Here is a 19709-nt window from a genome sequence, read left to right as displayed (position 1 = left end):
GCAGCATCAATGCACCGGCTCCAGCGCAAACGCATCCATCGACAGCATGCTGTACATCACCTCGCGGCTCAAGTAGTTTGCGTGCAGGTCGTCGCCCGCCGCACCCAGCGCAAAGAAGATGGGCAAAAAGTGGTCTTCGGTGGGGTGCGCGCGGTGGGCGTGGGGCGCCTGGCTGCGGTAGTTGAGCAGCGCCGCCATGTCGCCACGGGCCAGCGCGGCTTCGATCCAGCGGCTGAACTCCAGCACATAGGGCGCGGGCGCACGCTCGCCGCCAAAAAACTCGGCCAGGTTGTGCGTCATGCTGCCCGAGCCCAGCACCAGCACGCCCTGGGCGCGCAGGCTGCGCAAGGCGGCGCCCAGCGCATACACCTCGGCCGGGCCCGCGCCCACGGGCAGGGCCACCTGCACCACGGGCACATCGGCCTCGGGGAACAAATGCATCAGCGGCACCCAGGCGCCATGGTCAAAGGGGCGCGCGGCATCACCCTGCGCGGCCACACCAGCCGCCTGCAGCAGGCCCAGCACCTCTTGCGCCAGCGCGGGCGAGCCGGGGGCGGGGTACTGCAGCTCGTACAGCGCGGGCGGAAAGCCGCCAAAGTCATGCCAGGTGGCAGGCTGCGGGCCGGTCATCACCTGCACCGAGCGCGCCATCCAGTGCGGCGACATCACCACCACACCGCGCAGGCCGGGGTATTGCGCCTTCAGGCCCTGGCCCCACTGCGTGAGCGCGGGGCCGGTGGTACCGGCATCCACCGCAAACAGCGGCGCGCCATGCGATACGAACAGGGCTGGAACAGTGGTGGAGGGGGCGTGGGCAACAGCGGTCATGGCAGTTTCATCCGTGAATGCCCTCACTGTAGGCCGGACGGGCGCCCGCACCAAGCCCTGCGGGGCAGACAGATTGTTCTATGGGTGATGCCAATCAAGCCCTGGCAATGCCCCCCCGCTATCAAGAGCCGTCGCGCACCCGCCCTCGCAGCGCCTTGGTCTCGCTGCGCTGGGTCTTGCCCTGCAGGCGGCGCTGTTGCGATCCATAAGTGGGCTTGGTGGCGCGGCGCACCCGGGGCGGCACGGCCACGGTGTTGACCAGGGCGTTGAGCCGCGCCAGTGCGTCGGCGCGGTTCTGCTCCTGGCTGCGGTACTGCTGGGCCTTGATGACCACCACGCCCTCTTGCGTGATGCGGGTGTCGCGCAGGGCCAGCAGGCGCTCTTTCACGCCCTCGGGCAGCGACGAGGCCGCCACGTCAAACCGCAGGTGGACGGCGCTCGACACCTTGTTGACGTTCTGCCCACCCGCGCCCTGGGCGCGCATGGCGGTGATTTCGACCTCGTCCTCAGAGACCTGCAGGGGCAGCGGGGCCATACAAATAGAAGAAGCCCGCGCGCCCGGCCATCAGGCCGCAGGCTGCTGCTGGGCCAGCAGTTGCGCCAGGCCGTCAATCGCCAGGCCATAGCCCAGCACGCCAAAGCCGCACATCACCGCCTTGGCGGCGGCGGCCATGTACGAATGGTGGCGGTAGGCCTCGCGCGCATGCACGTTGCTGATGTGCAGCTCGATCAGCGTGATGCCCGTGCCCTTGATGGCATCGTGCAGCGCAATGCTGGTGTGGGTGTAGGCCCCGGCGTTGATCACCACACCGGCCAGCTCGCCCGCCGCGTGCAGGCGGCCCGCCTCGTGAATCCAGTCCACCAGCGCGCCCTCGTGGTTGCTTTGGTGAAAACGCAGCGCATAGCCATGGCGCTGGCAGGCTTCGGCGCAGAGCTTCTCCACATCGGCCAGTGTTTGGGCCCCGTAGACGGCGGGCTCGCGCGTGCCCAGCAGGTTCAGGTTGGGGCCATTCAGGACAAAAACGGTTTTATGGGCAGTCACAGACAAGGTCTCCGGGGCAATGCGCCTGCCACGCTGGCAGGCCAGAGTGCGGGATTATGCGGCGCCCCAGCGCAGCGGCCGCCCCAATAAAAAAGCGGCCCCGAGGGACCGCTGTAAAAGGCAGCCTGTGCAACGCTGCCTGTGAGCGACTCGCGCCCAAGAGGTTGGTGAAGAATCAGCCCGCAGGGGCCAGGCTGATCAACGGTCCCAGTGGCGACCATGGCCGTGACCATGGTGGCGGTGATGGCGATGGTGCCGGTAGCCATCACCGTAATACACCACGGGTGGGGGGGCGTAATAAGCGGGCGGGGCGTTGTAATACACGGGCCGGGGCGGCGCGTAATACACCGGGGGGGGCGGCGCCACGTACACCGGGGCGGGGGCGTAGTAGCCATTGCTGGCACCGATCACCACGCCGGGCACGCCAACGCCAACCGACCAATTGACGTCACGGGCCTGGGCGGCGCCAGCACCGGCCAGCAAAGCCAGGGCCACGCCAGCCGAAGCGGCCATGGCATAAAGAGAACGGGTTTTCGTCATGGAAATCTCCTGTTAAATGAAAGCCCACCGCCAGGTGGCAAGGGCCCTCACCGGTACACAACGCACCAAGTAGGCAAAAGGATGGCATAAAAGCGTCTTTACGTTGTGTCTGAACGTACACGCGCTGGTTTTAATGCGCAAAGCGTCACGAAACCGCCGCCTAAAATGGCTGGATGAGCACCCCCTCCCCCGCCAATACCCCCGCCAGCGCCGCCGCTGCGGACACCGCTGAATCCACCAAGCCCAGCAACTTCCTGCGCCAGATCATCGAAAAAGACCTGGAGCAAGGCACCTACGCCACCCGCCGCTGGGCAGGCGCCCCTGGCGACGCCGCCCACCATGCCCAGGGCGAGCCCGACCCCGCCAAGATCCGCACCCGCTTCCCGCCCGAACCCAACGGCTACCTGCACATCGGCCACGCCAAGAGCATCTGCATCAACTTTGGCCTGGCGCGCGACTACGGCGGCGTGTGCCACCTGCGCTTTGACGATACCAACCCCGAAAAAGAAGACACCGAGTACGTCAACAGCATCATCGACGCCGTGAAATGGCTCGGTTTTGACTGGGCCCAGCTCGGCCAGGCGCCCGGCAGCACCGCGCCCTACCAGGCCAGCGACTACTTCGGCTTCATGTACCGCGCCGCCGAATATTTGATCGAAGCAGGTCACGCCTACGTGGACGAGCAAACCACCGAGCAGATGCGTGCCAACCGGGGCGACTTCAGCAAGCCCGGCGTGGACAGCCCCTTCCGCACCCGCACGCCCGAAGAAAACCTGCGCATCTTCCGCGAGATGAAGGGTGGCGAGCACGAAGACGGATCGATGGTGCTGCGCGCCAAGATCGACATGGCCAGCCCCAACATCAACATGCGCGACCCGGCCATTTACCGCATCCGCCGCGCCACCCACCACAACACGGGCGACACCTGGTGCATCTACCCCATGTACACCTACGCGCACCCCATCGAGGACGCGCTGGAGCAGATCACCCACAGCCTGTGCACGCTGGAGTTTGAAGACCAGCGCCCCTTCTACGACTGGCTGCTGGAGCGCTTGACCGAAGGCGGCCTGCTGGCCAGCCCGCCCCCCCGTCAGTACGAATTTGCGCGCCTGAACCTCACCTACGTCATCACCAGCAAACGCAAGCTCGCCCAGCTGGTGTACGACCACAAGGTCAGCGGCTGGGACGACCCCCGCATGCCCACCATCGTGGGCCTGCGCCGCCGTGGCTACACGCCCGAAGCGGTGCAGGTGTTTGCCGAACGCATCGGCGTGACCAAATCCGACAGCTGGATCGACTACAGCACCCTGGAAGGCTGCCTGCGCGAAGACCTGGAGCTGAAGGCCCACCGTGGCATGGCCGTGCTCAACCCCGTCAAGCTGGTACTGACCAACTGGGACGACGTGATGGGCGCCGGCCACCTGGAGCCCTGCAGCCTGCCCGCCCTGCCCCACCCGCCCGAAGGCGTGGAAAGCCCCGTGCGCCACTTCACCATCGGCAAGGAAGTCTGGATCGAGCGCGAAGACTTTGAAGAAGTGCCCCCCAAGGGCTACAAGCGCCTCTTCCCCGGCAACAAGGTGCGCTTGAAGGGTGGCTACGTCATCGAATGCACCGGCTGCACCAAGGACGCAAACGGAGTCATCACCGAAGTGCTGGCCACCGTGGTGCCCGACACCAAGAGCGGCACCCCTGGCGCCGACAGCGTGAAGGTCAAAGCCGCTATCACCTGGGTGGGCGTGGCCGACGGCGTGAACGCCGAAGTGCGCATGTACGACCGCCTGTTCCTGGACGCCCACCCCGACGCGGGCGGCAAGGACTTCATTGAAAGCCTGAACCCGAACAGCCTGAAAGTGGTGACGGCCATCGTGGAACCGTCATTGGCCAATGCCCAACCGGACGACAAGTTTCAGTTTGAGCGGCATGGGTACTTTGTGGCGGATCGTATTGACCACAAAGCCGAAAAGCCGGTGTTTAACTTGGCGGTGGGGTTGAAGGACAGCTGGGGCAAGTAAACATGCCCGCCCGCGCCACAAGGCCACAACCTAAGCCCAAACAACCCACTGTGGTGGTGATTGCCGGGCCGAATGGCGCGGGCAAATCCACAGCAGCACCTTATTTGCTCAAAGACGCCCTGGGCATTCTGGAGTTTGTGAACGCCGACCAGATTGCCGCAGGCCTATCGGCCTACGCCCCCGAAACCGTGGCGTTTGAGGCCGGGCGCATCATGCTGCAGCGCTTGCGCGCCCTGGCTGCTGCCAAAGTCAGCTTTGCGTTTGAATCCACGCTCTCCAGCCGCACCTTTGCGCTGTTTCTGGCCCGCTGCAAAGCACAGGGCTACCAGGTGCATATCTATTACGTGGCCTTGCCCAGCGCAGAGCTGGCCACACAGCGCGTTGCGCTGCGCGTCAAACTGGGCGGGCACAACATCCCGCCCGACGATATTGCCCGCCGCTTTCAGCGCAGCCTGCACAACCTGTTTGCCCTGTATTTACCCTTGGCAGACCGCTGGCGCGTTCTGAATAACGCCACCGGCGCGCTAACATCCATCGCACGCGGCACTGCACACCGCACTTATGTAGAGGACCCGGACAAATGGCTGAATCTTCAACAACTCGGGCGGTAGAACGCGCCGCCCGCATCAAGCCCGCTGCTCCCATACAAGACCGGGTGGAGGACGCCCTCAAAAGAGCCTCCAAGCAGGCGAAGAAGCAACTCATCGCCAATGGCTTGAAGCTGCCTACGCAAAGTTGGACGGGCACAGCGGTCAAGAATCCGGCAGCTTAAGCGCCACTACATTCACCTGCTCCCGAAAACTACGCTACAACGAGCGGTGAGGACTTGATCAACTACCAGCGAGGACTTCGGTTTTCGGCTTGGCGGCGGGTTTGGAGTGAAGCTGCGATTAGCGAGAAAAACTACAGCTAAAGAGAAACATGAAAATTCAATGCCAAGATCATCCAGTTGAGCACATCTAACTAGCAACTATTTTGAAATCCCAAGATTCCAACGCCCTTATTCATGGGAAAAAGAAAACTGGGAAGATTTTTGGAATGATGCTCTTTCAACCAAAAAAGATGACTATTTCATCGGATCTGTTGTTACATACGCAAAAGGTCAATCCAAGGCTATCGTTGACGGCCAACAGAGACTTACAACGATCACGATCATTCTTTCTGCCATACGAAATAGTTATCGCAAATTCGGATACGAAGATAGAGCAACTGGAACCCAGTTATTTATTGAAAGAAACAATAAAAACAACGAAGCCACTTTTGTTCTTAAAACAGAGACTTCATACCCTTACCTTCAGACAGGCATACAGAGTTTTCAGCCACAAAAACAAAAGATAAAATTAGGCGAAGAGGAAAGTCTTTTACAAGGAGCATTTCAATACTTCACCAACTGCATCGACGAAGAAACAAATAAAATACAGGCGCTCTCGGGAGTTTCTGAAACCACACGCCGATCAAAAATCAAAAATAAATTAGACGAACTCAGAGATGCCGTTCTATCACTAAAACTAATATATGTTGAACTTGACAACGAAGACGATGCATATCAAGTATTTGAAACACTCAACACACGGGGCAAAGATCTCGCGACCACCGATCTACTGAAGAATCATTTAGCAAGATTGCTCAGAGAAAAAAATCCGCTCAATGATGATGTAAAGGTTAGATGGTCATTCATGACCGATAACATAAAATCCATCTCTGCGGACGGAATTGATTTGGACGGATTTTTATATCACTACTGGATATCAACCGGGAATTTCACACAAAAGAAAGACATCTTTAAAGCAATTAAAGAAAATGTCAAGAACAAGGTTTCAGCAAAAAAGTTACTTGATGATCTACAAACTTACTCCGAGGTTTATAGAGATCTACATGAGCCGGGTCTTAGAAAATGGCGCAACGACGAGCTTGATATAAAAATAGCACTGGAAGCCATAAACCGTTTTCGGGTAAAACATCCGATACCCCTCATGATGATTGCATTGCGCAAATATGATACCAAGGCACTTCCAAAATCCGAGTTGCTCAATATTTTTCAGACCATCGAAACATTTACATTCATCAATACAAATTTAATGAATGCCCGCTCCTCTGGCGGAGTGGCTCAAATGTACGCTTTTCACGCAAAATCCCTTGCCAGCGCAACAGAAACCACCCGTCGCAAGAAGGCCATAGACGAATTTGTAAAGAAGCTCTCATTAAAAATACCTCCTCAAAGCATATTTCAGGAAAAATTCAACGCATTACGCTATTCCGACAAATTCCCCCTTCAAAAGAAGGAAATACAATATGTCGTTACGCGGCTTTTTTCCGAAATGTTCCCCGCCGTTGCAATAAATGCACATGAAATGTCCATTGAGCACATTGAACCTCAAAGCTCAATCAAAATCGACGAAGCAACTGTTGCATCCATAGGAAATCTCTGGTTTCTAAAAACTGCGTTCAACAATGCACTGGGCAATATGGATGCAACCTTGAAATTGCAACAATACAAAAACAGCCACCTCCCTTGCGACAAAATTCTCAACAACGCAACATCCTGGGGAAAGCAAGAAATTAATGCAAGAACCGATGAGTTATGCACGAAATTTTGGGAAATGATAGAGAATAGATTTAAAATTACATCACTATAATTTTCAAAACCACTACAAGTTATGAAAATTACTCAAAAATGAATTATCAACAAGAAGTGCCGACATCTCACTACTAATTCCGCTGTTGTCATACCTTATCCCAAGCAAAAGGAGCCCGTCTATGACCGCCACTGCAGAAGCCCTAAGCGCTCAAGCCGCCCAGCTACCCCCAACTGAGCGCATGGAAGTAGTGGAGCGCATCCTGGACAGCCTGGACCAGCCCGATGCCGCTCTAGATACGCTCTGGGCCAATGAAGCCAGCGACCGTCTTGCCGCCTACCGGCGCGGTGAAATCAAGGCAGTGGCCTTGTCTGATGTGATCGCCAAGTACCAAACGGCTGCCCCGCGCACATGAGCATCCGCTTGCTGGAGCCAGCACAAACGGAGCTGGACGACGCCATTGCCTGGTATGCAGAACAAGCGCCGGGGTTGGGTGATGCTTTCTTGATCGAGGTCCTCAAAACACTGCGGCTTGTTGAGCAGTTTCCCCAGGCGTGGCACCCACTGAGGCCAGAGATTCGGCGCTGCCGGTTGCGACGGTTTCCCTACAGCGTGGTCTACACGCAGGATGGAACGGGCATTCTGGTGCTGGCTGTAGCGCACCAGCACCGCAAGCCAGACTATTGGAAGAATCGGCTTGGTTGAGCGTGAGGCTCCATCGCAACCGCTGCATATTCAACATTGATAGCTGCTTGCGCTTATCCATCAAGCGCCACAGGCCAATTGCATCCAAAAAACTGCAGCACCACCAAAGCCCATCCGTGACGCCTGTGCTCACCCCCACCTTCGCCCAAGTGCCACCCGGCCCGCTGGCAGGCCCCTTGCAGTTGCTCCCCATCAACGCCGCAGCAGTGTCCGTCCACACCGCAGATGGCGCGCATGTGGGCTCGCTCAAGCTGGTTGGCGGGGTGTGGAAGTTCAAGGCCATGGGCTACGACGCTGCCGGGCGCATGGAGCCGGGCCACGGGCCGCTGACGGAGCAGCACAACATGCAGTTCGCCACGCTGGATGCGGCCGAGATGAGTGCGCGGTTGCTGGGCGCTTTGGGCAGCCATCCGTAGAAGGCACTTGCACTTACGCGCCAAACCCTTGATGCTTTCAATTTGATAGCAACAAAGGCAATACCATCGGGCGGAAACGGCCCATTACGCCTCTATTTCCGCTCCACCAACGCCCGCAACGGCTGCCCGCCCGTGGACAGCTGAAACACCAGCCCCATGGCCTGCACCTGCCAGCCTTGTTTGGCCACGGTGGGGCTGAGCTGGAAGCCCGCCATCACGCAATCGGTCGTGCGCAGCTCGCCTGCTTCGGGCGGGCTGCCCAGCATCTGGGTGTAGGTCTGCGGCGGTTGCTGCGTCTGGGCTTGCTGTGGCTGCGCCGCCTGCCCTTCTTTCACCAGCACCAGGTACGCCCTTTCGCGCGCGATGGGGGCAGCGGGGTCGGCGCCGTCGGGGCGCAGGGGGAGGGGGAAGTCGGGCACGGGGGTGGCAGGGTCGAACGCCAACTGGGGCGTGAATTCGGCCTTGGTGGGTGCGCCGTTGCTCTGGGCCCAGTGCAGGCGCAGGTAGGGTGGGGGTTCCTGGGCGGACCACATCAGGTGCACGTCGTCGCCGTGGGTGCAGTAGCTGGGGTGGGCCACGGGGTGGGGGTGCGTGGGCCATTGGCCGCCGCCGTGGCGCTGCTCCACGCGCAGCAGGCGGGTGTCGGAGGTGCCCAGCAGTGACTGGGTGTAGATGAGCCCCACGCCGGGCAGCTGGTAGCGCTGCACGGGCTGCACGGTGTGGGCCAGCGGGGGGTTGCTGGCGGGCAGCTCGCGGCGCTGGGCCACGTCGCGTGCGGCGGTTTGCAGGGCGCCTTGCGCAAGCAGGCTGGCGTAGACGGGTACGGCGGCAATGGCCAGGCCGGTGAGGCCCAGCACCAGGCTTTCGGCACGCGAGAGTGCGGGCCGCACCCAGCGCCCGGCCAGCACATGGCCGCCAAACCACACCACGGGGCCCAGGGTGTAGAGCGACAGCACAAACACACCCAGCGCGGCGGGCCCGCCCACGGCGCGTGCGGGCAGCAGCACGGCCGCCACCGCCAGCAGCGCGGCCAGCACCGACACCAGGCGCACCGCCAGCCAGCTGCCCACGCGGCGGCTGGGCTTGAAGTAGCGGCTCTCCAGCCACAGCAGCGCCACCACCACGGCCAGCAGCCCGGCGGCCATGCGCCACCAGGCCTGCTGCTCGGCGGCGGGCATGCGGGCGAAGGTGTCCAGCATCTGGGGCAGGTCCATAGGCAGTTCCTTTTAGAGCGACTAACAAAACTCTTCTGGCGTCGTTGCCGCGTCTTGTCGTACTACGCGTACTGCCTGCGACGCAGCGCCTAGCCAGAACCGCTTCGCTGAGCTTTGTTCGCCGCTCTCAATGCGGGTGGTGGGTGGGCTTGGGCTCTAGCGTTCTATTGCTTCAATTTTTATAGCTATCAGTGCTTATCCATCAGGCGGTAGCGGCATTTTTTATGCATATTTTTTGGTGATCTGAAACCGTTCATGCTGAGTTTGTCGAAGCGCCGCGCGAGGCTTCGACGGGCTCAGCCCGAACGGGGTTTTCAGGTTCCAACGCACCCGATGCGGATCCATTCACAAGGCGGCAGCACGGGCTGACTGTCTCACTGCCTTACTGCTTTGCTGCCTCACTGCGCCCCACACACAAACTCCACCGCCGCGCACACCGCCGCCACCTGCGCGGCGATGCACTGCTCGGGTGTGGCGCGGGGGCTGTCGGGGTAGACCTCGGTGGTGGTGGTGTAGCGCGCGCCGCTCACGCTGGCGCACAGGCCCCAGGCCTTGAGCTGGTAGCGGATCACGCCGGGGGCCACCACGGGCGAGCCGATGATTTCGTTCTTGTCGTCCGCAGGCGCGATGTGCGTGACGCGGCCCACGGCGTCGATGATGGCTTGCTGGAAGGCGGGCTGCGGGTTCTCGGTGTCGTCCACCAGGTAGAAGCCGTCGGGGATGCTGCCGGGCTCGAACACCTTGCCGTCGCGCGCGGCCACGGCGGGGCGGTATTCGGATTCGTCGGTGTCGGTGGTTTCGTGCAGGTCGATGTGGGCGTCGAATGGGCCGTACTGGGCCTGGTGCTGTGCCACCAGGCGCATGAGGGCGGCGGATTCCTGTGCGGGCGAGCCTTCCTTGAACGAGCGGTTGGGGTCGATGGCGTCGAAGTTCCAGCGCTGAATGCGCTCATACGCCCAGGGGCTGACGCAGGGCACCACCAGCAGGTTGGCACGGCCCGCAAACTCGGCCGCATGCTGTTGTGCAAAGCGCAGCGCGCCGTGCACGCCGCTGGTTTCGTAACCGTGCACGCCGCCGGTCACCAGCACGCTGGGCAGGCCGGGCTGCCAGGGGCGGCTGCGCAGGGCGTGCAGGGGGAAGTGTTCGGGCGCGTGGTGGGCGTTGGCATAGGCCACCTCGCCGTAGGGCTGCACATCCCACTGGCTGCGCAGGGCGTCGATGGCGCGCAGCACGTCGTCGGCATGGCTGCGCTGGCGCACCTGGCGCGCGCGCCACTGGTCGCGTTCGGCGTCGCCCCAGGGTTGGCCGGGCGTGCCGATGGGGTAAGAGGGGGTGGGTTGCATGGGTGTGTGGGCAGGTATGAGAAGAACCCGTGGCCGACAAGGCCCGGGCAGGTCGCAGAGCGTTCATAGAATACCGCGATGCCCTTCCCCTTGATCCGGCCCCTGCGGCTGGCCACCTCGTCTCTGGTTTTGCTGCTTTGCGCCCTGGCGGCCCATGCGCAGAACGCCCCTTCAACCGCCACCGCATCCACCCCGGCCCCACGCCCGGCGGGCAGCAGCCCGGTGGATGGCACGGCGCAGACACCTGCAGCCGCCGCGCCCACAGCGGCCGATGCCGCCCTGCTCTCGCGCGATGCGCGGCGCATTTACGAGCTGTCGCGCGACAAGCTGGTGCAGATCCGCACGCTGCTGCGCAACGCGGGCACGCAGGCGTCGATTGGCTCGGGCTTTTTTGTGTCGGCCGATGGGCTGATCGTGACCAACTTCCACGTGGCCAGCCAGCTGGCGCTGGAGCCCGAGCGCTACCGGGGCGTGTACGTGACGATGGAAGGCCAGGAGGGCGAGGTGGAGCTGTTGGCGTTTGACGTGCAGCGCGACCTGGCCGTGCTGCGCGCCAAGGGCCGCACGGCCGCTGCGCCGGTGCTGGGCTTTCGGCCCGCCGACGAGGCGCTGGCCCAAGGCGAGCGCATCTACTCGCTGGGCAACCCACTCGATATCGGCTTTGCCGTGACTGAGGGCACCTACAACGGGCTGGTCAAGCGCAGCTTCTACCCGCGCATCTTTTTTGGCGGCACGCTCAACCCCGGCATGAGCGGTGGCCCGGCGGTGGACGACGCGGGCCGCGTGCTGGGCGTGAACGTGGCCAAGCGGCTGGATGGCGAGCAGGTGAGCTTTTTGATCCCGGCCGAGTTTGCGCAGGCGCTGGTGCAGCGCGCAGCCAACGCCCAGCCCATCACCCAGGCCGCGCATGCCGAGATGACGCGGCAGCTGGTGGAGCACCAGCAGGTGCTGACCGACCGGTTTTTGAAAGCGCCGTTTCGCGAGCAGCGCCACGGCAGCTACCGCGTGCCCGTGCCCGACGACGCGCTGGCGCGGTGCTGGGGCTCGGGGCGCGACCCGTCCTTCCCCGGCCTGAACCTGGAGCGCACGCAGTGCCGCGCCGACAGCGATGTGGTGGCGGGCGACTTCAACACCGGCGCGGTGCGCCTGTCGTATGAGGCCTACAACGCGCCCACGCTGGGCGCCGCGCGGTTTGCGCGCATGTATTCGCAAAGTTTTGCCAACGAGCAACTGCCCACGCGCGGCAACCGCCACCAGACGGCGGCCGAATGCACCGAACGTTTTGTAGACCCCGGCAGCCTGCCGCTGCGGGCCGTGGTGTGCCTGTCGGCCTACCGCAAGCTGACCGGCCTGTACAACATGACGGTGCTGGTGACCTCGGTGAACCAGCCCACGCAGGGCGTGCTGGGCCGCCTGGATGTGCAGGGCGTCGCATTTGACAACGGCATGAAGCTGGCCAGCCACTACCTCAAGGCCTTCCGCTGGGAGGCCGCACCATGAGCACGATGCCGACAACCACCACCCTGGGCCTGATCGAAGCCCATGACCGCCACGGCGCCCTGCTGGCGCGCGCGCCCATCACTCGCTGGCCCGTGACCGTGGGCCGCGCGCTGGACTGCGACCTGGTGCTGGACGACCCCTTTGTGGCCCCCCGGCACCTGCGCATTGACCGCACGGTGGACGAACACCACACGGTGCAGGTGGAGGTGCTGGAGACGCGCAACGGCGCCCGCCTGCAGCGCAAGCGCCATGCCCAGGGCGAGCGGTTTGACTGGCCCGGCGGCACGCCCATCGACCTGGGCCACACCCACATCACGCTGCGCCTGGCCGATGCGCCCATTGCCGACGAGCAGGCGCTGCCGGAGTTTCCGTGGCGCACCGTGGGCACCACGGCCGCGCTGGTGGTGCTGGTGGGGGCGGCGGCCGTGGCCTCGTCGTGGCTGGAGTCGCGCGACAGCTCGCAGTACCTCAAGTCGCTGCCCAGCGTGCTGCTCATGCTGCTGCTGGTGATGAGCGCCTGGTCGGGCCTGTGGGCCGTGGCCAACAAGATGTTTGCGGGCCGCCTGCAGTTCTGGCGCCATGTGCGCATTGCCTGCACGGTGTACCTGGCCAGCGAGGCCCTGCGGCTGGTGGCCAACCTGGCGGCGTTTTCGTTCTCGCTGGAGGCGCTGTCGCAGTTTGCCAGCGTGCTGGGCGTGCTGGTGCTGGCCTGGGCGCTGTATGCCCACCTGGCCACCGTGCTGCCCCGCCGCCGCGTGGGCCTGGCCTGGACGGTGGCCGCCGTGGTGGCCCTGGGCGTGCCCGCATGGCTGGGCGCGCAGTGGCTCAACCGCATGCGGCTGACCAACGAGATGTACATGAGCAGCCTGTTCCCCCCCAGCCTGCGCGTGGCCCCCACCGCGCCGGTGGACCAGCTGCTGCAAGACGCCGAAACCCTGCGCGCCAAGCTGGACCGGCGCCTGAAGGACGACGGACTGGCGGACGAGGACGAATAGGCGCGCCGCATACACAGCGCCCGCATCAGCCCAACCCCCTGCCCCATGCGCCGCCGCAAGCCCCACCACCACGTCTACGTGGTCGAACTCTCCAAAGACGTGCTGCTGGAGCCGCGCTTTCGCAAGAACAACCCCGGCTACATCGACGGCAAGCCCTGCGTGTACGTGGGCATGACCGGGCTGGACCCGGACGTGCGGTTTGACAAGCACAAGGCGGGCATCCAGGCCAACCGGTTTGTAACGCAATACGGCCTGCGGCTGCTGCCCGACCTGTACGAGGGCTTCAACCCCATGCCCTATGAAGAGGCGGTGGATCGGGAGATCGAGATCGGCATCGACCTGCGCTCGGCGGGGTTTGGGGTGTGGCAGGCGTGATGCGTGCTAGAGAGTCTGGGTTCATTCCGACCCGAAGAAACCCAAAAAGGGAATGATCCACCCCAATATGGGTATAGCAGCGCACTCCACCAATCCATCATGCCGGGCAAGCTGGTGGCTCCATCGAACACCTCCCTTGTGAAGCTGCATCGCGGTCGCAGCGGCTTGATGCAGTCAATCGCCAAAATACTCATCTATTCATAGCTACTAGCGCTTATCCATAGGGCGGTAGCGGCCAATTTCATTCAAACTTTTCTTCCATCACCATCCCATGAACTTCGCAGATCGCCTGAAACAACTCCCATCCGCCAGCCACCTCGCCGCCCTGCACCTGCTGGGTGCCGACGGCCAGGTGCAGGCCAGCATCGAGAACAAGCCCGGCCAGGGCGGATCGCTGGTGGTGTATGCCGCGCTGGCGGCGCTGTATGGCGGCCGCATCACGCCCGCAGCCGCCAGCCTGGGGTTGGAGTGGTATGCCGAGCATGTGGCGGATGCGCGCGCCTTTCCGGGCAAGCATCCCAACATTGACCGGCTGCTGGGCTGGGCGCAGGGCAGTGAGAGTTTTGGGGTGCAAGCGGTTTTGGCCTGAGAAAAAAAAGTTGCCGTGACAGCGGCAAGTTGTCGAAAACGTGCAGGCCCGTTCGTCGCAGGGGTGTGAACACGTTGAATGAGCGATATCGTTTGGCGGTTCACGCTTTCATCCACCCTGATGTCCACCCTCAAGGAGACCCCGCATGACCACCACCACCGGCACCGTCACCCTGCACCGCGTGCTGCGCGCCCCGGCCGAGCGCATCTACCGCGCGTTTCTCGACCCCGATGCCATGTGCAAATGGCTGCCGCCCCATGGCTACACCGGCCGGGTGCTGAGCCTGGATGCCCGCGTGGGCGGCAGCTACCGCATGCAGTTCACCAACCTGAGCAGCGGCGGCACGCACGCGTTTGGTGGCGAATATGTGGAGCTGGTGCCGGGCGAGCGCATCGTGCACACCGATCGGTTTGACGACCCCAACCTGCCCGGCGAAATGCGCACCACCATCCAGCTGAAAAAGGTGATGACGGGCACCGAGGTGTCCATCGTGCAGGCGGGCATCCCGGCGGTGATCCCCACCGAGATGTGCACCCTGGGCTGGCAGGAGTCGCTGCAGTTGCTGGCGCTGCTGGTGGAGCCGGAGATTCCGGGCGAGTAACCAAGACGCCCGCCGCGCCATGCCTGGATTACTTGAACAGGCTTACTTCAACCACTTGTCTGCCGCCTGCTTGATGGTGCCCCGGCTGTCCACCAGGCCCCACACAAAGCCCATCACGCGCACATAGTCGGCGTCGTCGGTGGGCAGCATGAAGCCCAGGTAGTTCTTGGGCGTGAGCGGTGCGTCCACAAACGCGGCGTGCAGGCGCGGGTCGGCCTTGGCGTAGTGCAGGGCTTCATACGTCTCGGTGATCATCACGTCGCCCTTGCCATCGGCGATCAGTGCGGGGTTCTCGGCGTTCTTGTCGTGTGTGCTGACCTGGGCGGCCTTGAGGTTGGCCAGCACATAGGTTTCGTTGGTGCCGCCGGGGTTCTTGATGACACGCACCGTGGGCTGGTTCATCGCGTCCACGCTGGTGTACTTGGCCTTGTCGGCCGCGCGCACCAGGGCCACTTTGCCGAACGGGGCGTAGCCGGGCAGCATGTCAAAAATGCGCATGCGGTTGACGTTGCGGGTGATGCCGCCCACAGCCACGTCGAACTTGTCGCCCTGCAAATCCTTCACCAGGTTGGGCCACGAGGTCTGCACGTATTCGATCTTCACACCCAGCTCCTTGGCCATGGTTTCGATCACGTCGATGTCGTGGCCGCTGTAGCCTGCGTCGGTCTTGATGGCAAACGGGCGGTAGTCGCCGGGCGTGCCCACGCGGATGACCTTGGCCTCCATGATCTTGTCGAGCCGGGGGCCCGCCTGCGCGGCCTGGCTGAAAAGGGACAGGGCAGCGACCAGGACGGCGGCGGCCACGGCGAGTGTTTTCTTGGGGATCATGTGGGAAGTGCTCCAGAGGACAAAAGGATGAAACCGGCCGCCAGGGCTGCGCTGCACGCACCCGCCCTGGCAGAGCCGAAAAAAGGATACGCCAACCACAAGCACGCAACATGCCACGCGCGCGACCGGTGGTGGCTTCTTGCGGGCACTGCCACCGTGCTGGGTTACCCTCCGGGGCCTGAAGACCATTCCCCCGGCTTGCCCCACAGCAAGCCACACCCATTACCCGAGGAACACCATGAAAAAACTCAACGTCACCATCCAGCTCGAAATGACCGTCCCCGACGACTGGGCCCTGGTCGAAACCTCCGAAGGCACGCCGGTGATCCAGATGGCCGACGGCAAGTTTCTGGACATTGCCATCGAGCCCCTGTTTGCCACCGACCCCGAAGACATGTGGAGCAGCACCGACAGCGAGGAAGAACTCCATGAAGTGCTGGACATGGTCGAAAGCGAAGCCGTGACCTACGAGTTTGTGACGCACTGACTAGGCCTTGGCCTGCGGTCCGTCGGTCCACCAGCCCACCCCCGCAGTACCGCACTGCACCGCCACGCGCGCAGGCCTACACGGGCTTGCGCGGCCTTGCAGGCTTGCACTCCAGGCCCCGCCATCCCTCGCTTGCAACCCCGGCCACAGCCCTCCCTGCAACCTCCTCGCCACGCCAGAGCCTCCCGTGCCAGCACCTTCGCCCCACCCCGTTCATCCCACTTTCTTCACCCGCCGCGCCGCACTGGCCAGCGCGGGCGGCCTGCTGCTGGCGCCCGCCATGGGCCTGCATGCCAAGCCGCAGCCTGCATCCGCCACCAAGCCCCCTGCCGCGCCTGCAGTGTGGTCCCAGGCGCTGCAGGTGCCGGGCGGTGTGGCCCGCCTCTCGCTGGGCCCCGCCGCCGCGCGGCCCCGGGCCCTGGTGCGCCAGGGAGACGTGGATGTGCCGGTGCTGGTGGTGGGCGATGTGATCGAGTGGACGGCCATCGTGGGCATTCCGCTGGCCGCATCACCGGGCGACGCGTTCATCACCGTGCTGGCCGATGGAAACGGCAACGGCAACGGCAACGGCAACGGCAATGGCAATGGCAGCCCGCGCCCGCTGCACTACACCGTGGCAGCCAAGCGCTACAAAGAGCAGCACCTGCAGGTGTCGCCCCGCACGGTAGACCTCTCGCCCGAAGACCAGGCGCGCTACGAGCGCGAGCGCGACCACCAGGCGGGTGTGATGGCCACCTTCACCGAGCTGCCTGCGGGCCAGGCCCAGCCGTCGCTGCGCATGCGCGTGCCGGTGCCCGGGCGGCGCTCCAGCTCGTTCGGGCTGCGCCGCGTGTTCAACGGCCAACCGCGCAACCCACACAGCGGCATGGACATCGCTGCGCCCACGGGCACGCCCATAGTCGCGCCGCTGGCGGGCCGGGTGATCGACGTGGGCGACTACTTTTTCAACGGCGGCACGGTGTGGCTGGACCACGGCCAGGGCCTGCTCAGCATGTACTGCCACCTGAGCCGCATGGATGTGCGCGTGGGCGATGTGCTGCAGGCGGGCGACGCCTTTTGCCAGGTGGGCGCCACCGGCCGCGTGACGGGGCCGCACCTGCACTGGGGCGTGATGCTGAACCGCACAATGGTGGACCCGGCCCTGTTCATCCCCGCATAACTATTATTTTGATAGCTGCTTGCGCATGATGGACCCGCGCAAGCAGCCCATTTCATTCAAAAAAACCCACGCCCCGCCCGCCCCCATGACCCCGCGCCTGATCCGCTTCAACAAACCCTATGGCGTGCTGAGCCAGTTCACGGCCGAGGGCAAGTGGCAGGGGCTGAAGGACTACATCGACCTGCCCGGCGTGTACGTGGCCGGGCGCCTGGACGCCGACAGCGAAGGCCTGCTGCTGCTGACCAACGACGGCCCGCTGCAGGCCCACATTGCCGACCCGCGCTTCAAGATGGAGAAGACCTACTGGGTGCAGGTGGAGGGCATCCCGGATGAGGCCGCACTGGCCGCGCTGCGCGGCGGCGTGGTGCTCAACGACGGCCCCACCCTGCCCGCCCGCGCGCGCCTGCTGGAGCCCGCACCCGCCGTGTGGGACCGCACCCCGCCCATCCGCGAGCGCAAAGCCATCCCCACCGCGTGGATCGAACTCATCATCCGCGAAGGCCGCAACCGCCAGGTGCGCCGCATGACCGCCGCCGTGGGCCACCCCACGCTGCGGCTCATCCGCGCAGCCATCGGGCCGCACACGCTCGATGGGCTGGCGCCGGGCGCATGGGCGGATGCGGATGTGGGGAGTTATGCCGCTACGGCGCCTGTGCGCCGCGAGAGCTCGGGGCCGCGTGCGCGTAGGAATGTGCGCAGGCCGCCGGGGTAGTCTGTGGCATCAACGCCATGTACAGCAAAGACATTCTTTGCCAGCTCGATTCCGATAGTGACAATGGCAGACATGGACTTCCCCTTCCAACAAACGAGTGAGTTGATGAGAGATCGAACTTCCCATCGTGGCACCTGGATGCCTTGTCCCGCAACTGCGCGGTTCACTCGGGGCGGGGAAGCTCCTTTCATTCGTTAGACGCCATTCAATCGAAAGCGAGCGATGCCAAAGTCACAACAAGGCCAATACACCAACGTCACGCTGATAGATGTTCAGCTGGCGTCTTCCTACTACCCGCTACTGGTTGATCTTGCTAAACACAAGCACTGCCTAACGTATGGCGAGCTGGTAGAACGAGCAAAAGAAGAATATCCAGATCGATCTGTTGTTCAGAAGGCGATCGCCGTGTCCACTGGGCGTCGCCTAGACGTAGTTCGAATGTTCACGTCAGAGCGCGAGCTTCCAGACCTGACCTCCCTAGTCATAAACAAGGGGTCAGGTGAATGTGGGGTCGGGTTCACTCGAAGCTTCGATCCGAAGGTTGCGCGAGAAGAAGTCTTCTCGTTCGACTGGAGCGCCGTAACGACCGACTTCGATGGCTTTGTGAAGCACACAGAAACCGTGATCAAGCCTCGGAAGCCCGTAAAGGAGGCAAAGGCGCTTGAGCTCATGTCTAATCACTATCAACAAAACAAAGCCAGTCTGCCGCCTTCCATTCGAGACAGTCGGGAGCAAATCGTCGAGCTAATCATGGAAGGTTTCAGCCCTGAAGAGGCCTTTGCGCTGGCACAGCAAAATGGCGTCTAACCCTTACATCGAGAGGACACGCTCCGGCAAGCCGGGTCATGCCTTTCATGTCAAACGTTAGGCGTCACGAACCAATGTCTTAGCCGGAAGGGGACCAACTTGACGCAGTACACCGATGCCTTCAATCAAGCTTGGACGATGCTCACCGAGTGGGTAATCGCGGGCAAATTCGTTCCACGCAACGAGGAGGACATTCAGTGCTTCCTCTATCACGGCATCGTGTCCCACCTCGGGACAGCGATTGGCATCCGCACGAAGGCGAGCAGCGGGAATCTCTGGCTTGGCACGAAGCACTTTCCCGACTTGGTGCTGGGAAAGGATCAGAGCGCGCCCGAACTCATAGTCGAAATCAAGTACCGACCAATCAGCGGAAGGTCCTTCTACAACGGCTGCAAGCTCGACATCACCAAGATGAAGAAGCACTATGACTCGACTCCTCATCGGTTCGTTCTGTTCGATGAATGTCCGTACTTTGTCTTCCTCGATCAGCACCAATACGACGAACTTGCGTCAATGGCATCTCACAACTGCCAGATTCATCACTTCCCAACGACGCTCAACACCAGCGGAGGCAAAGCAGTTGCCCGCAAGGCGGTCAAGACCATGCGCGCGAACGGCAAGAGCTTCCAAAAAATGGGGATGCAGGCAGCAGCCACAGTGAGGCAGCGGCGCGAGGGTGACGCCTAACTCAAACGTTGAGCGTCCGCTTTCATTTACGGTGACCGGCTGCTCGTGGCCGAAGACAGAAGTCCACCACGCTGGGCGGCCTGTTTGCCGAGCTGCGCTACGCGGTGCCACGCCCATAGCCAGCGCATGCATTGCTACATCTTCGATAGCTTAAAAGACATACCCATAGCGCGGTAACGGCCAAAAAAACGGCTCTCTTCCGTTTCGGGTGGAACACTACAGTACAAATAAACCCATTGACACCCCCCGAACAGGAGCCCTCCCCATGCAAGAAGCGTTGTTCTGCCAGGCAT

At 62.7% G+C, this 19709-nt stretch carries 23 protein-coding genes; 16 read left to right on the top strand and 7 right to left on the bottom strand.

The genetic code is table 11. From position 1 onward, the window contains the following. Positions 1-6: 6 nt before the first annotated feature. The 4 genes from A1D30_RS23415 to A1D30_RS23400 all read right to left on the bottom strand — a co-directional run bounded on the left by A1D30_RS23415 (position 7) and on the right by A1D30_RS23400 (position 2410). Positions 7-828, bottom strand: a complete 822-nt coding sequence (locus A1D30_RS23415; protein ID WP_063463136.1) for a class III extradiol ring-cleavage dioxygenase — start codon at positions 826-828, stop codon at positions 7-9. Between the two features lie 121 nt (positions 829-949). Further along, positions 950-1363: an alternative ribosome rescue aminoacyl-tRNA hydrolase ArfB gene (arfB, locus tag A1D30_RS23410; RefSeq protein ID WP_063463135.1), complete on the bottom strand. Its 414-nt coding sequence runs from the start codon at positions 1361-1363 to the stop codon at positions 950-952. Positions 1364-1393: 30 nt separating this feature from the next. Continuing rightward, positions 1394-1870, bottom strand: a complete 477-nt coding sequence (aroQ, locus tag A1D30_RS23405; RefSeq protein WP_063463134.1) for a type II 3-dehydroquinate dehydratase — start codon at positions 1868-1870, stop codon at positions 1394-1396. A 198-nt stretch (positions 1871-2068) separates the two neighbouring features. Beyond that, on the bottom strand, positions 2069-2410 hold the full coding sequence (locus A1D30_RS23400) for a hypothetical protein (protein ID WP_063463133.1): 342 nt from the start codon (positions 2408-2410) through the stop codon (positions 2069-2071). Between the two features lie 173 nt (positions 2411-2583). Between A1D30_RS23400 and A1D30_RS23395 the strand changes: the two genes are divergently transcribed. The 6 genes from A1D30_RS23395 (at position 2584) to A1D30_RS23375 (ending at position 8119) form a co-directional block, all read left to right on the top strand. Continuing rightward, positions 2584-4422, top strand: coding sequence for a glutamine--tRNA ligase/YqeY domain fusion protein (locus tag A1D30_RS23395; RefSeq protein ID WP_063463132.1), 1839 nt, complete (start codon positions 2584-2586; stop codon positions 4420-4422). Between the two features lie 2 nt (positions 4423-4424). Beyond that, a complete protein-coding gene (locus tag A1D30_RS23390; protein ID WP_063463131.1) occupies positions 4425-5033 on the top strand; it encodes a zeta toxin family protein in 609 nt (202 codons plus the stop codon). A gap of 1065 nt (positions 5034-6098) precedes the next feature. Beyond that, positions 6099-7058, top strand: a complete 960-nt coding sequence (locus tag A1D30_RS25065) for an HNH endonuclease family protein (protein ID WP_082836597.1) — start codon at positions 6099-6101, stop codon at positions 7056-7058. A gap of 121 nt (positions 7059-7179) precedes the next feature. Beyond that, on the top strand, positions 7180-7413 hold the full coding sequence (locus A1D30_RS23385; RefSeq protein WP_063463130.1) for an addiction module protein: 234 nt from the start codon (positions 7180-7182) through the stop codon (positions 7411-7413). Next, positions 7410-7703 carry a type II toxin-antitoxin system RelE/ParE family toxin gene (locus tag A1D30_RS23380; protein ID WP_063463129.1) on the top strand — a complete coding sequence of 98 codons (294 nt, stop codon included), beginning with the start codon at positions 7410-7412 and terminating at the stop codon, positions 7701-7703. The genes A1D30_RS23385 and A1D30_RS23380 overlap by 4 nt, the downstream gene beginning before the upstream one ends. Before the next feature lie 116 nt (positions 7704-7819). Next, on the top strand, positions 7820-8119 hold the full coding sequence (locus tag A1D30_RS23375; protein ID WP_063463128.1) for a hypothetical protein: 300 nt from the start codon (positions 7820-7822) through the stop codon (positions 8117-8119). Between the two features lie 92 nt (positions 8120-8211). Here the strand turns inward: A1D30_RS23375 and A1D30_RS23370 are convergent, their stop codons facing one another. Beyond that, positions 8212-9333 (bottom strand): hypothetical protein, encoded by a 1122-nt coding sequence (locus A1D30_RS23370; protein ID WP_063463127.1) that lies wholly within the window; start codon positions 9331-9333, stop codon positions 8212-8214. A 398-nt stretch (positions 9334-9731) separates the two neighbouring features. Continuing rightward, positions 9732-10676: a M14 family metallocarboxypeptidase gene (locus tag A1D30_RS23365; RefSeq protein ID WP_063463126.1), complete on the bottom strand. Its 945-nt coding sequence runs from the start codon at positions 10674-10676 to the stop codon at positions 9732-9734. 78 nt (positions 10677-10754) lie between these two features. On the opposite strand from A1D30_RS23365, the gene A1D30_RS23360 reads away from it, so the two are divergent. The 5 genes from A1D30_RS23360 to A1D30_RS23340 all read left to right on the top strand — a co-directional run bounded on the left by A1D30_RS23360 (position 10755) and on the right by A1D30_RS23340 (position 14736). Next, positions 10755-12176 carry a serine protease gene (locus tag A1D30_RS23360; protein WP_063463125.1) on the top strand — a complete coding sequence of 474 codons (1422 nt, stop codon included), beginning with the start codon at positions 10755-10757 and terminating at the stop codon, positions 12174-12176. Further along, the gene (locus tag A1D30_RS23355; RefSeq protein ID WP_063463124.1) at positions 12173-13171 is read left to right on the top strand and encodes an FHA domain-containing protein; all 999 of its coding nucleotides are present in this window, start codon (positions 12173-12175) and stop codon (positions 13169-13171) included. Before A1D30_RS23360 ends, A1D30_RS23355 begins: the two co-directional genes overlap by 4 nt. Before the next feature lie 45 nt (positions 13172-13216). After that, a complete protein-coding gene (locus A1D30_RS23350; RefSeq protein ID WP_063463123.1) occupies positions 13217-13546 on the top strand; it encodes a hypothetical protein in 330 nt (109 codons plus the stop codon). 271 nt (positions 13547-13817) lie between these two features. Continuing rightward, a complete protein-coding gene (locus A1D30_RS23345) occupies positions 13818-14135 on the top strand; it encodes a DUF2322 family protein (protein ID WP_063463122.1) in 318 nt (105 codons plus the stop codon). 145 nt (positions 14136-14280) lie between these two features. Beyond that, entirely contained in the window at positions 14281-14736 is a 456-nt protein-coding gene (locus A1D30_RS23340; protein ID WP_063463121.1) for an SRPBCC family protein, read from the top strand. A gap of 42 nt (positions 14737-14778) precedes the next feature. Here A1D30_RS23340 and A1D30_RS23335 read toward each other — a convergent pair whose 3' ends face one another. Next, complete coding sequence (locus A1D30_RS23335; RefSeq protein ID WP_063463120.1) at positions 14779-15564, bottom strand: transporter substrate-binding domain-containing protein; 786 nt, start codon at positions 15562-15564, stop codon at positions 14779-14781. 238 nt (positions 15565-15802) lie between these two features. On the opposite strand from A1D30_RS23335, the gene A1D30_RS23330 reads away from it, so the two are divergent. The 5 genes from A1D30_RS23330 to A1D30_RS23310 all read left to right on the top strand — a co-directional run bounded on the left by A1D30_RS23330 (position 15803) and on the right by A1D30_RS23310 (position 19416). Further along, positions 15803-16051: a hypothetical protein gene (locus A1D30_RS23330; protein WP_063463119.1), complete on the top strand. Its 249-nt coding sequence runs from the start codon at positions 15803-15805 to the stop codon at positions 16049-16051. A 280-nt stretch (positions 16052-16331) separates the two neighbouring features. Further along, a complete protein-coding gene (locus A1D30_RS23325) occupies positions 16332-17210 on the top strand; it encodes a peptidoglycan DD-metalloendopeptidase family protein (RefSeq protein WP_082836604.1) in 879 nt (292 codons plus the stop codon). A gap of 85 nt (positions 17211-17295) precedes the next feature. Beyond that, positions 17296-17922, top strand: coding sequence for a pseudouridine synthase (locus A1D30_RS23320; RefSeq protein WP_082836603.1), 627 nt, complete (start codon positions 17296-17298; stop codon positions 17920-17922). A 222-nt stretch (positions 17923-18144) separates the two neighbouring features. Then, the gene (locus A1D30_RS23315; RefSeq protein WP_063463117.1) at positions 18145-18729 is read left to right on the top strand and encodes a hypothetical protein; all 585 of its coding nucleotides are present in this window, start codon (positions 18145-18147) and stop codon (positions 18727-18729) included. 99 nt (positions 18730-18828) lie between these two features. Then, the gene (locus tag A1D30_RS23310; RefSeq protein WP_131798530.1) at positions 18829-19416 is read left to right on the top strand and encodes a hypothetical protein; all 588 of its coding nucleotides are present in this window, start codon (positions 18829-18831) and stop codon (positions 19414-19416) included. Positions 19417-19709 lie beyond the last annotated feature (293 nt).

This window comes from Acidovorax sp. GW101-3H11 (assembly GCF_001633105.1).
GTDB lineage: Bacteria > Pseudomonadota > Gammaproteobacteria > Burkholderiales > Burkholderiaceae_C > Acidovorax.
Note: the sequence above shows the minus strand (reverse complement) of the source record. Positions and strands in the feature narration are given on the sequence as shown.